The organism is Xylophilus sp. GW821-FHT01B05 (genome assembly GCA_038961845.1).
Taxonomy (GTDB): domain Bacteria; phylum Pseudomonadota; class Gammaproteobacteria; order Burkholderiales; family Burkholderiaceae_C; genus Xylophilus.
In genome coordinates this window covers 1,920,540-1,932,208 of sequence record CP152408.1, presented here as the reverse complement: position 1 = coordinate 1,932,208, position 11,669 = coordinate 1,920,540, and the positions used below count along the sequence as shown (strand labels likewise).

Sequence of the window (11,669 nt, the reverse complement as noted above, 5' to 3'; positions counted from 1 at the left end):
TATTTCATTCAAACTCAGTGAACGAAGCCGCCCTTGATGAAGCGCACCGGCTCGGCGTCCATGCGGGCGATCAGTGCGCCCATGCCATCGGCCACGGGCGCGGCGGGCGCCTTGGCAGCGCTGGTCTCGGTGCGGCACAGCAGGTCGGAGGCAGACCAGTCGGCCTTGCCCGGCTCGCCGCGTGCGCGCAGCCAGCCCGCGCGGTCGGCGATGAACTGGGTGCCGGCCAGGGCCTGGGGCGAAGTGCCGGCCACCAGCGCCAGCGCCTGCCAGGCCTCGGGCGCGTCGGCCACGCAGTCGATGCCTGCCGGAGCCGTGCCGCCGCTGCGCAGCAGCACGGTGGTGAGGCGCGGGTCTTCCAGCACCGGGGCGGCGGGCTCCGCTCCCGCCACGACGATGCGCAGGCGCTGCCCATGCCAGGCAGAGGCCGGCCGTGGCGCCCGGCCATCGCAGCGCACGCTGAAGTCGGGCACGCCTATCGGCTGCGCCCAGAGCCCGGCCACGCGCAGGCCCTGCCCTGCCCCAAGAGCCTTCATGTAGTCGATCAGGGACCAGACCTGGTCGTCGCGCAATTGGCCATCAAAGCCGGCCATGGTGGTGGCGCCACGGCGGTCGCGCAGGCCATGCAGGATGCGCCAGAACAAATCGCCATCGGCGCGCCGCCACAGCAGCGGCCCGGCCAGGTCTGGCGGCCAGACTGGCAGCGCCGCGGCCTGCGGCCCCTGGCCCCGGCCATCCGCGCCGTGGCAGGCCAGGCAGTGCTGCGTGTACAAGGCCTGCCCGCGCACCACTGACGCTGCCGTGAAACCAGTGGGCGAGCGGTGAAAGCTGGTGGGGTCGGCCGGTGCCAGGGCCACATGGGCATCGGGCCAGGGCGCGAGCACCAGCAAGGCCAGTGCGCCACCGCCCAGCAGCACGCGCGCCACGCGGCGGCGCCAGAAGACCACAGTCAGCAGCAAGGCCAGCACGGCAGCGGCCAGCAGCACCAGCGACAAGGCCAGTTGGCGCGCCTGCCCCAGGTCTATGCGCAGGGTTTCACCCGCGATGCGCCAGGCAAAAGGCCAGGCCGGCTGGCCATGGCTGTCGCCGGCCAGGCCCAGCGCATGCAGCAGCGCGAGCAGGCCCGACTGCGCGCCCTGCAGCAAGGCGAGCAGGCCGTTCAGCCAGTCTTCGGTGGAGATCACAGTCGGCCCCGTGGGGCATTACCAGCTTGCATCGAGCCCCAGATGGCGCAGCGCCTGGTGGCGCAGTTCGGTCAGGCGCGGGTCGCCGCGGTGGCGCGGGTAGGGCAAGTCCACCTTCAGCTCGGCTGCGATGCGCGCGGGCCGGTCGCTGAAGACGATGACGCGCTGCGCCAGAAACAGCGCCTCTTCCACATCATGCGTGACCAGCAGCGCCGAGAAGCCTTCGCGCTGCCACAGGCTCACCAGCTCGCTCTGCATCTGCAGGCGGGTCAGTGAATCGAGCTTGCCCAGGGGTTCGTCCAGCACCAGCAGTTGCGGGTCGTTGACCAGGGCGCGCGCCAGCGCCACGCGCTGCGCCATGCCGCCAGACAGCTGGTGCGGAAAGGCCTGGGCGAATTCCGTCAGGCCGACCAGGCGCAGCGCGTCGTCCACCCGCGCCTGGCGTTCCTTCAAGCGGCCCTGCGCCTGCGGGCCCAGGGCCACGTTGTCGCGCACCGTGCGCCAGGGGTAGAGGGTTGGGTCCTGGAACACCACGATGCGCGACGGATCGGGCCGGGTGATCAGCTCGCCGTCTTGCGTGATCTCGCCCGCGGTGGCCGGCTCCAGGCCCGCGACCAGGCGCAGCAGCGTGGACTTGCCGCAGCCGCTGGGGCCCAGCAGGGCCACGAACTCACCGGGCGCGACCTGCAGGTCTACGCTGTCGAGCACCTGCAGCACGCCGCTGGGCACCTTGAACCAGTGGCTGACATTGCGCGCCTCGATCTGCGCGCCGCGCTGCGCGGCTTCTGCCTGCGGGCGGGCGGTGGCGGTATCTACCATTTGACGGTCCCTTTTTGCCAGGACAGCGCCCGGTCGCGCACGGTGAACAGCAGCGTGATCAGGCCCGAGCACAGCACGGCCATGACCAGCAGCGCCGCATACATGTTGGCGTAGGCAGCCCAGCCCTGCGCCCACTGCAGGTACCAGCCCAGGCCGGCCTTGACGCCCATCATCTCGGCCGTGACCAGGGTCGAGAACGAAGCGCCCAGCGCCATGAACAGGCCAACAAACACCTGCGGCAGCGCCGCCGGGATCGCCACGCGCAGCACCAGGAACCATTCCGACGCGCCCACCGTGCGCGCCACGTCGTAGTAGCTTTTGTTGACACCGGCCACGCCCGACCAGGTCAGCACCGCCACCGGGAAGAACGATGCCAGCGCGATCAGGAACACCGCCGCCGCATAGCTCGACGGCGCAAAGAAAAAGGCCAGCGGCAGCAGCGCCGAGGCCGGCACCGGCCCCAGAAAGCGCAGCAGCGGATGCACCCAGTAACCGGCAATGCGCGACCAGCCGATCCACACGCCCGTGACAAAGCCCACCAACGCGCCCAGCACAAAGCCGTTGGCCAGCAGGCGCAGCGAATGCAGCGTGGACAGGCCGAGCCGGCTCCAGTCTTCGTAGGCCACATCGATCAGGCTTTGCGGCGGGGCAAAGAAAGGTGGCGGCAGCAGCGCGAGCTTGGCCGTCAGCAGCTCCCACAGCGCCAGCAGCAGCGGCGCGGCAATCAGCCATTGGCCGGCCGGGCGCAGGCGCTGGCCCACGCGGTTATGTCCGCCCCACAGCGCCACGGCCGCGAGCGCAAACGCCAGCACCAGCAGGGTCGTGCCCAGCTCGTTGGTGAAAGCCCAGTCGCTGAAGCCCACCACCTTGTTCGGCCAGTAGAGCGTGAGCAGGCCCACCAGCGCCCAGGCGCCAGCGGCCAGCAGGCCGGTGCGCCAGAGGCGTGGTGGCACGGGGGTCTGCAGGGCGGCGGGTGCGGCCGTGCGCGCGGCGGGCGCCTGCCGCGCGGCAGGGCTGCTGGGTAGCGCCAGCGAGGCGTCTGCGGTCGTCGTGCTCATCGCGTGCTCCTATAGCTCAGGCCAGCACGTCGAGCGCGATGTGGTCGGCGAAGCGCACCGGGTCCGTGCTCTTCTTCAGGATGCCGGCGGTCTGGAAATCGCGCGCAAAAAATTCGACCTCGTCGCGCAGGTTCTTGCCGGTGGGGTGGTGCTTGTAGTTGGTGCTGTTGAACAATGCTTGCAGCTCTTCCTGCGACACCTTGGAGTACTTGGCGTAGATACGCGCGGTCTCGTTCGGGTTCTCGACCACGAAGTCAGAGGCCTGCGCCAATGCCCGCACCACGGCTGCTGCGGCTGGCTTGTCGTTGCGCACGAACTGGCCGCGCGCGCCGATCACGCAGCACAGCTTGTCGGCGTACTCGCCAATGCCGCTGTTGCCGATTTCGGCGAACACGCCGGGGTTGCGTTTCTCGATCAGGAACAGGTTGGGGTCGCCGTCGGCAATCGCCTGGATCTCCCCCTTCTTGGCGGCCACGTCCAGCAGGTCGGCCGGGTAGACGCGCCATTCCACATCCTTGCCAAGGCCCCTCTTGGTCAGGTGGATGTCAAAGAAATTCTTGGCCGGGCTGTTCTGGTCGCTCACGCCAATGACCTTGCCGCGCAGGTTGCGCTCATCAGCCACGCCGGCCTGCTTCACCCCCACCAGCCGCAGGCAGCCGCCATGCAGGCTGGACACCACCTTGACATCAAAGCCCGCCTCCAGCGGCTTGAGCCAGCGGTGGATCAGGCCCGCGCCCACGTCAGCCTTGCCGGTGGCCAGCGCTTCCAGCAACTGGTCGGCAGAACCGGCCCAGTTCAGCGACTCGACTTCCAGCCCGTTCTTCTCAAAAAAGCCGCGCTCGATCGCCACCGGGATCGGCGACTGGCAGTAGCCCGATTGGCTCCAGGCAAAGGTGATCTTCTTGAGCGGCTGCTGCGCCCAGGCCCGCACGCCCAGCACGCCGGCAGAGCCTGCAATGCCGGCGGCAGCGGCGCTGCGCAGCGCTGTGCGGCGGGAAACGGAAGGGGTGGGTCGCAGCAGAGTCATCGGGGTTCTCCAGCAATGAAAGATTGCTGCCACGGTAACTAGCGCTTGCGGGGCTTACAACGGATAAAGATGCATGTGCTTATCTGCAAAATCTTTGGGGGCTTCGAGACTGCTAGCTATCCCTGCGCTGTTTGCCTTGCTGGCGGCGGGTGCCGGGAGTTCGCCCCGGCGGGCGAGTAACTTTCTCTTGTGTCGCCAAGAGAAAGTCACCAAAGAGAAGGCGACCCCGCTGTGGCGGTCCGGCTTTGCCGGACTGCTCTGCGGTGCTCAGAGTCGGCAGGTGGCTGCGGAACTCGCTTCGCTCAAACAGTCCTCGCCATCCGCGCTACGCGCGGCAACCTGCCGACTCTTCCGCTCCTCGACGCCACAGAGGGGGCCCGGGACAGCCACACGGGCCATCGCTGCGCTCGGCCTTTGTCTCTGCATTACTCCCTCCCCCGCTGGGGGAGGGCTGGGGTGGGGGCCGGCTGTTCGGCTGCCCAACGCCGTTGGCAGGGCCGAGCAGCGCAGCGACGGGCGGATCAGGGATCGCCCTTGTTTGAGCGAAGCGAGTTTGGGCGATACCCCGCCCGGCGCGAGCAGCGCAGGGGAGCCCGTAGGGCCCCTGGCTCCGGCTCGCCTTTCTTTTGCCTACTTTTCTTTGGCGAAGCAAAGAACAAGTAGGTCGCCCGCCGGGGCGAGTCCCGGCACCCGCCGCCAGCAAGGCTCACCAACACGGATATCTAAAAAACCTCGACGTGCCAGACCTAGGCAAGTACATCCGCCGTCACATGCGCAGCAAACCGCTGCGGATCCGTACTGCCCTTAAGCACCCCCACCGACCGAAAATCCTGCGCATAAAAAGCCACCTCATCCCGCAGGCTGCCACCCACCGGATGGTGGCCATGGGTGAGCGTGCCCAGCAGCGCCTGCAGGTCCTCCACCGACACCTTGGGCGAGTACTTGGCAAACAGCTTGGCCGACTCGTTGGGGTTGTCGGCCACGAAGTCCGAGGCCTGCAGGATGGAGCGCACCAGCGCGGCGACGGTGGCGCGGTCTTTGCGCACCAGCTCGCCGCGCGCGCCGACGATGCAGCAGACCTTGTCGCGGTACTCGCCCGAGAGGTTGGTGGCCAGTTGCACGTAGCGTGCCTTGTTGCGCTTCTCTATCAGGTAGATGTTGGGATCGCCGTCGGCGATGGCCTGGATCTCGCCCTTGTCGACTGCGATGTCGAGCAGGTCGGCCGGGTACTGGCGCCAGGTGACGTCGCGGTCAGCGTCTATGCCGTTCTTCTTGAGCAGGATGGAGAAGAAGTTCTTGCCCGGGCTGGCGATGTCAGACACGCCTATGGTCTTGCCCTTGAGCTTTTGCAGGTCGGTCACCCCCGCCTCTTTCACGCCCACCAGGCGCACGCAGCCGCCGTGCGAGCTGCCGACGATCTTCACGTCGAAGCCCGACTCCAGCGGCTTGAGCCAGCGGTGCACCATGCCCACGGCGGCGTCGGCCTTGCCGCTGGCCAATGACTCCAGCAACTGGTCGGTCGAGCCGGTGTAGTTGATCAGGTCCACCTGCAGGCCGTTCTTCTCGAAAAAGCCGCGCTCCTGCGCTATCACCACCGGCGACAGGCAGAAGGCCGTGGCGTTCCAGGCAAAGGTGAGCTTGCGCGGCTGGCTCCAGGCGCGGCTCGACAGCATCAGCGCCGGTGCGGCAATGGCCGCTGCGCCGCCGGCCTGGAGCAGGCCGCGGCGCGACAAGATGGGGTGGTGTGGCATGGTCCTCGCTCCTTCTTTATCAGTCGAGCACATCCGGCTCTGCTGCCACCAGCCCTTCATACAAGGCCTCGAACGAGAACAGCGCGCCACCCGGGCGGCCAACCTGCTCGTGGGTCAGGCGCGCGGTCTCTGGATCGATCGGGATCGGCGTGCCGGCGGCCTCGGCCAGCAGTTGCACGTGGCAGGCGTTCTCCAGCGCGATGTACCACCAGGCGGCAGCCTCCACGCTGGGCCCTACGGTGAGGATGCCGTGGTTCTTCAGGATCGCGGCCTTGCGATTGCCCAGCGCCTTGGCAATGCGAAAGCCCTCGTCCGTCTCCAGCACCACGCCGCGGAAGTCGTCGAACAGCGCGTGGTCTTCATAGAAAGAGCAGCCGTCTTGCGTGAGTGGGTCCAGCAGGCGGCCGAGCGAGGACCAGGCCTTGCCGTAGGTGGAATGGGTGTGGGCCGCGGCAATGACGTCGGGCCGGGCCTCGTGCAGCGCGGCGTGGATGGCGAAGGCGGCGCGATTCAGCGGGCGCTTGCCGACCACGATCTCGCCCTGGGCGTTGACCAGCAGCAGGTCTGACACGCGGATGCGCGAGAAGTGCAGGCCAAAGGGGTTGACCCAGAAGTGGTCGTGCAGCTCCGGGTCGCGCGCGGTGATGTGGCCGGCCAGGCCCTGGTCGAAGCCATAGCGCGCAAACAGGCGAAAGGCCACGGCCAGGCGCTGCTTGCGGTGCTGGCGCTCGGCCTCCAGCGTGGCGCGCGGCGGGATCTCGTCGAACCAGTCGCGCCGCTCGATCACGGGGTTGCGCAGGCGCTCGATGCTGGGCGGGAAGGTGGACGTGCTGGGGCGTTCTTCAATGACAGTGGACATGATGGGTTCTTGATGGATATGGATCAACCGGCCAGCGCCGACAGCACCGCACCAAAGCGGCGGTCCCAGAACGGCGCCACGTTGGCCGGGCCGTCGAGCACGCCCAGTTTGAGGAAGGTGTCGGCCACCTCCTGGTGGCTGCGCACGGTGGCGTCGGTGACGGGCACCAGCGCGTAGTCGTCGCTGCGGCCGTTGAAGAGTTCGACCAGGTCGCCCACCGGCACCCGGGTATCGGCCGACTGCGCGCGCGCATAGGCCAGGTAGTTGCCGTTGGCCCAGGCATAGGCTTTTTGCAGGCGCAGAAGAAAGTCGGCCGTGGCGGCGCGGCGCAATGGGTCGTCCAGCGCGCGCGGGTTGGCATAGACCGGGAAGTTGCCCGACAGGTAGCCCTTGCCGGTCTTGAGCACCCTGCCCCCAAACCTGAGGCGCCCAAGCTGCCCGTTGTAGCCGTAGATGGCCCAGGCATCGAGGTCGCCGCGCGCAAAGGCCGACAAGCCATCGGCCGGCGTCAGGTTCACCGCCTGGATATCGTTGAAGCCAAGGCCCACCTCGGCCAGCTGCTTGGCCAGGTAGTAGTGGGCCGTGGTGGCGCGCACATAGCCGACGCGGCGGCCCTTTAGATCGGCGATGGAGCGGATCGGCGCATCCTGGCGCGCCAGCGTGACCTGGCTGTTCAGGTCCTCGTGGATGGCGGCAATGAAGCGCACCGAGGCGTTCTGCCGCGCCGCGAAGATCGCCGGGATCTCGCTGCCCGAGCCCACATCCAGCGCATCGCCGTTGATGGCCTCGATGTGCAGCACGCCGTTGTTCAGCTCGCGCCAGTCGATGCGGTAAGGCGTACTGGCCAGCCCGGCGGATTCCAGCAGCGGCCGCCACAGGCCCTTGTAGGTGGCCACGCGCAGGCTCACACCCGACAGATCGGTGCTGGCCGCGCCAGCAGGCAGCGCCAGCAGCGAAGCCCCCGCCGCTGCGGCCGTGGCCTGCAGCCACTGGCGGCGCGAAAAGGCTGGGGAGGATGAGGGCATCGACAGCTCCGGGAAAGCTGCAGACCTTATCTGCGCACCGCCGCGCGCCCAAGGAATGAAAACGCAGTTGCTTATCTGACGCCAGCAGTTGGCCGCCGCGGCGCAGCTCATGCGGTTCCCGGATATGCATGCTCCCGAATATTCCTCGTCGCCATCAATGCCCGTCTCTAGAGTTCCGTGCCTTGTCCACTGGAAGTCCGAAGAGAACCATGCATCGCCGCCACCTGTTGACTTCCACCGCACATGCATCACTGGCCTTGCTGGCCCTGGGAGCGGGCCTGCCGGCTGCCGTGCAGGCACAGGCCGCACGCTCGGCGCCCTTCCCTGCCGGCACGCCGGTGCGCGGCGGCATCCTGAACGTGGCAGTGGCACCGGAGCCGACCATCCTCACCTCGGCCTTCAACACCACCATGAACATCGGCCAGGTGTCGAGCAAGGTGCTGGAAGGCCTGGTCAGCTACGACCTGGACCTGCGGCCAGTACCCGCGCTGGCCACTGCGTGGAACGTATCGCCCGACGGCCTGGCCATCAGCTTCAAGCTGCGCGAAGGCGTGAAGTGGCATGACGGCCAGGACTTCAGCTCGGCCGACGTCAAGTACACGCTGGAAGAGGTGTGGAAGAAGCTCCACCCCTTCGGCCGTGCCGCCTTTGCCAACGTGACCCAGGTCGAGACACCTGACCGCACGACGGTGGTGATACGCCTGTCTTCGCCCGCGCCCTATGTGCTGAACTACATCAACACCTATGGCGCGCAGATCCTGCCCAAGCACCTGTATGAGGGCAAGGACGTGCTCACGCACCCGGCCAACTCGGCCCCGGTGGGTACCGGCCCCTTCGTCTTCAAGGAGTGGGTCAAGGGCAGCCACGTGCGGCTGGAACGCAACCCCAACTACTGGGGCCGCGACGCCCAGGGCGTGCAGCAGCCTTACCTGGATGGCGTGGTCTTCAAGTTCATCCCGGACGCCACGGCGCGCACCGTGGCGCTGGAGGCGGGCGAGCTGGACGTGGCGCTGGGATCGAGCATCCCGCCGTCCAGCCTGAGCCGTTTCCGCGACCCGCAGAAGTACACCATCAACCTCGACGATGGGCGCTACCTGTCGACCATCTTCCTGACGCAGTTCAACGTGCGCCGGCCCTACTTCCAGGACAAGCGGGTGCGCCAGGCCTTTGCCCATGCGATCGACCGCGATGCGCTGCTGAAGGTGGTGTTCCTGGGCTACGGCAAGGCCGCGACCGGGCCGGTGCCTTCGTCGGTGGTCAACTACTACAGCGACGATGTGCGCCGCTACCCCTACGACCTGCAGAAGGCCGCCGCCCTGCTGGACGAGGCCGGCCTGAAGAAAAAACCCGACGGCAAGCGCCTGCAGCTCACGCTCGACTACGACGCCGGTGCCGGCGTGTCGGCCACGCGGCAGGCGGAATTCATCAAGCAGTCGCTGGCCCGGGTGGGCGTGGACGTAGAGCTGCGCGCCGGCGACACCGCCAGCTACCTGCGCCGCATCTTCACCGAGCAAGACTACGACCTGATGGTCTCCAGCCTGCACCGCCTGCCCGACCCAACGCTGGGTGTGCAGCGCCTGTACTGGACGCAGAACATCCGCAAGGGCGTGCCGTGGACCAATGGCTCGGGCTACTCCAACCCCGAGCTGGACAAGGTGATGGAGGCCGCCGCCGCAGAGGCCGACCCGGCGCGGCGCAAGGCCTTGATCCGCCAGTGGCAGCAGATCGTGCAGGAAGACGTGCCGCTGCTGGAGCTGGTCGAGCAAACCTGGGTGACCGTGGCCTCGCGCCGCTTCCACAAGACCAGCACGCAGGGCGATGGCCTGTTTGCTTCTTATGCCGACGCCTGGCTCACGCCGAAATGAAGCGCCCCCCAGGCTACGCGCTTCGCGTCTTCGCCCCCCCTTCCAGGGGCACATCCAGCGGCCCGGCAAAGCCGGTTCCGCGTATGTCTGCGCATGGCCGTGCCTTGCTGTTTCGTACGCTGCGGGTGGCATGCAGCGCTATGGATGGCTGAGATGAAGCCCACTTCTGCTCACAACGCTTGGCGCTTTCTGCGGCGCCGCTTGCCGCAGGCGGTGCCAGTAGTTGTGGGCATTGCGCTGCTCAACTTCCTGGTGCTGCAGATCGCGCCGGGCGACGTGGTGGACGTGCTCGCGGGCGAAGCCGGCGCGGCCACACCCGAGACCATGGCCCAGTTGCGCGCCAGCTTTGGCCTGGACCAGCCGGTGGCGCTGCAGCTGTGGCACTACCTGGGCCGGCTGCTGACGCTGGACCTGGGCTTTTCCTACCGGCAGAACATGCCGGTGCGCGACCTGATCCTGGACCGCCTGCCGGCCACGCTGCTGCTGATGGTGGCGGCCATGGTCATTGCGCTGGTGCTGGGCGTGGCCTTGGGCGTGCTGTCGGCGCGCAAGGTGCATGGCTGGGTCGATCACCTGGTGTCGGTGGTGGTGCTGGTGGCCTATGCCCTGCCCACCTTCTGGCTGGGCCTGATGGCCATCGTGCTGTTCTCTGCCCGCCTGGGCTGGTTTCCCTCGGGCGGCATGGTCGACGTGGCCGCCGCCCACACCGGCTGGGCCCGGGTGCTGGACATTGCCTGGCACGCGGTGCTGCCGGCCTGCGTGCTGGCCACCTTCTATCTGGCGATGTACGCCAAGCTGATGCGCAGCTCCATGCTGGAGATCTACGGCGCGGACTTCATCCGCACTGCGCGTGCCAAGGGCGCGTCTGAGGCCCGCGTGACCCTGGCGCATGCGCTGCGCAACGCACTGCTGCCGGTGGCCACCATGCTGGGCTACCAGGTGGCCTCGCTGCTCAGCGGCGCGGTGCTGGTGGAGTCGGTGTTCTCCTGGCCCGGGCTGGGGCGGCTGGCTTTTGAGTCCATCCTGGCACGTGACCTGAACCTGCTGCTGGGCATTCTGCTGATGAGCGCGGTGCTGGTGACGCTGATCAATATCGTGGTGGACGTGCTCTACGCCTTCCTCGACCCACGGGTGCAGCTGGCATCGGACGCCACCCCGTCAGCACCGGCACAGGGCCTTTCGCCATGAGCCTGCCCGTAGACGCTTTTCCGCTGGCGGCGGCCGCAGTGCCCCGCCCTGTGTCACGCCGCGCGCAGTTTGTGCGGCGCCTGCTGCGCAATCCGGCGGCTGTTGTCGGCGCGGCGCTGCTGCTGGTCGCGTTGTTGGCTGCCGTCGCTGGCCGCTGGTTCTTCCCGGGTGACCCGTGGGACATGGCCGGCAGCCCGCTGCTGTGGCCGGGCGAGGACCCGGCCCACCTGCTGGGCACCGACTTCATGGGCCGCGATCTGGCCACCGGCCTGGTCTCAGGCGCGCGCGTGTCGCTGCTGATCGGCCTGGTCAGCACGCTGGTCGCCACTGGCGTCGGTATTGCGGTGGGCGCGCTGGGCGGCTACTACCGTGGCTGGGTGGACACGGTGCTGATGCGCATCACCGAGGTGTTCCAGACCGTGCCCAAGTTTGTGCTGGCCGTGGTGCTGGTGGCCTTGTTCAAGCCTTCGGTGGCAACCGTGGTGTTCTCCATCGGGGTGGTCTCCTGGCCGCCCACGGCACGGCTGGTGCGTGCTGAATTCTTGGCGCTGCGCGAGCGTGAATTCGTGCTGGCCGCGCGCAGCGCCGGCATGGGCGACCTGCGCATCATCCTCGGCGAGATCCTGCCCAACGCACTGCCGCCGGTGATCGTCGTATCCACGCTGGCCGTGGCCACCGCCATCCAGACCGAGGCCGCGCTGGCCTTCCTGGGCCTGGGCGATCCCAACGTGATGAGCTGGGGAACCATCATCGGCAGCGGGCGCGAACAGGTGATAGACGCCTGGTACATCTGCGGCCTGCCCGGCGCGGCCATCGTGCTCACCGTACTCGGCTTCACCCTGCTGGGTGAAGGCTTGAACGACGCCCTCAACCCACGGCTGCGCGAACGCTAG

At 67.9% G+C, this 11,669-nt stretch carries 10 protein-coding genes; 3 read left to right on the top strand and 7 right to left on the bottom strand.

The features are described 5' to 3' along the window. Positions 1-14: 14 nt before the first annotated feature. The 7 genes from AAFF27_09055 to AAFF27_09025 all read right to left on the bottom strand — a co-directional run bounded on the left by AAFF27_09055 (position 15) and on the right by AAFF27_09025 (position 7,723). Positions 15-1,184, bottom strand: a complete 1,170-nt coding sequence (locus AAFF27_09055) for a cytochrome c (GenBank protein XAH25322.1) — start codon at positions 1,182-1,184, stop codon at positions 15-17. An 18-nt stretch (positions 1,185-1,202) separates the two neighbouring features. Then, a complete protein-coding gene (locus AAFF27_09050; protein XAH25321.1) occupies positions 1,203-2,003 on the bottom strand; it encodes an ABC transporter ATP-binding protein in 801 nt (266 codons plus the stop codon). Then, the gene (locus tag AAFF27_09045) at positions 1,997-3,061 is read right to left on the bottom strand and encodes an ABC transporter permease subunit (GenBank protein ID XAH25320.1); all 1,065 of its coding nucleotides are present in this window, start codon (positions 3,059-3,061) and stop codon (positions 1,997-1,999) included. Before AAFF27_09045 ends, AAFF27_09050 begins: the two co-directional genes overlap by 7 nt. Before the next feature lie 16 nt (positions 3,062-3,077). Beyond that, positions 3,078-4,088 (bottom strand): ABC transporter substrate-binding protein, encoded by a 1,011-nt coding sequence (locus AAFF27_09040; protein XAH25319.1) that lies wholly within the window; start codon positions 4,086-4,088, stop codon positions 3,078-3,080. Between the two features lie 746 nt (positions 4,089-4,834). Continuing rightward, positions 4,835-5,839 (bottom strand): ABC transporter substrate-binding protein, encoded by a 1,005-nt coding sequence (locus AAFF27_09035; protein ID XAH25318.1) that lies wholly within the window; start codon positions 5,837-5,839, stop codon positions 4,835-4,837. A 19-nt stretch (positions 5,840-5,858) separates the two neighbouring features. After that, positions 5,859-6,698, bottom strand: a complete 840-nt coding sequence (locus AAFF27_09030; GenBank protein XAH25317.1) for a class II aldolase/adducin family protein — start codon at positions 6,696-6,698, stop codon at positions 5,859-5,861. Positions 6,699-6,721: 23 nt separating this feature from the next. Further along, the gene (locus AAFF27_09025; GenBank protein XAH25316.1) at positions 6,722-7,723 is read right to left on the bottom strand and encodes an ABC transporter substrate-binding protein; all 1,002 of its coding nucleotides are present in this window, start codon (positions 7,721-7,723) and stop codon (positions 6,722-6,724) included. Positions 7,724-7,932: 209 nt separating this feature from the next. On the opposite strand from AAFF27_09025, the gene AAFF27_09020 reads away from it, so the two are divergent. From AAFF27_09020 to AAFF27_09010, 3 genes are all read left to right on the top strand, one after another. Continuing rightward, complete coding sequence (locus AAFF27_09020; GenBank protein XAH25315.1) at positions 7,933-9,588, top strand: ABC transporter substrate-binding protein; 1,656 nt, start codon at positions 7,933-7,935, stop codon at positions 9,586-9,588. 153 nt (positions 9,589-9,741) lie between these two features. After that, positions 9,742-10,776, top strand: a complete 1,035-nt coding sequence (locus tag AAFF27_09015) for an ABC transporter permease (GenBank protein XAH25314.1) — start codon at positions 9,742-9,744, stop codon at positions 10,774-10,776. Then, positions 10,773-11,669 (top strand): ABC transporter permease, encoded by an 897-nt coding sequence (locus AAFF27_09010; protein XAH25313.1) that lies wholly within the window; start codon positions 10,773-10,775, stop codon positions 11,667-11,669. The genes AAFF27_09015 and AAFF27_09010 overlap by 4 nt, the downstream gene beginning before the upstream one ends.

Bases quoted from the DNA above. Each gene is read 5' to 3' on its own strand.
- AAFF27_09050 (XAH25321.1), bottom strand. From the start codon at position 2,003: ATGGTAGATACCGCCACCGCCCGCCCGCAGGCAGAAGCCGCGCAGCGC.
- AAFF27_09045 (XAH25320.1), bottom strand. From the start codon at position 3,061: ATGAGCACGACGACCGCAGACGCCTCGCTGGCGCTACCCAGCAGCCCT.
- AAFF27_09040 (XAH25319.1), bottom strand. From the start codon at position 4,088: ATGACTCTGCTGCGACCCACCCCTTCCGTTTCCCGCCGCACAGCGCTG.
- AAFF27_09035 (XAH25318.1), bottom strand. From the start codon at position 5,839: ATGCCACACCACCCCATCTTGTCGCGCCGCGGCCTGCTCCAGGCCGGC.
- AAFF27_09030 (XAH25317.1), bottom strand. From the start codon at position 6,698: ATGTCCACTGTCATTGAAGAACGCCCCAGCACGTCCACCTTCCCGCCC.
- AAFF27_09025 (XAH25316.1), bottom strand. From the start codon at position 7,723: ATGCCCTCATCCTCCCCAGCCTTTTCGCGCCGCCAGTGGCTGCAGGCC.
- AAFF27_09020 (XAH25315.1), top strand. From the start codon at position 7,933: ATGCATCGCCGCCACCTGTTGACTTCCACCGCACATGCATCACTGGCC.
- AAFF27_09015 (XAH25314.1), top strand. From the start codon at position 9,742: ATGAAGCCCACTTCTGCTCACAACGCTTGGCGCTTTCTGCGGCGCCGC.
- AAFF27_09010 (XAH25313.1), top strand. From the start codon at position 10,773: ATGAGCCTGCCCGTAGACGCTTTTCCGCTGGCGGCGGCCGCAGTGCCC.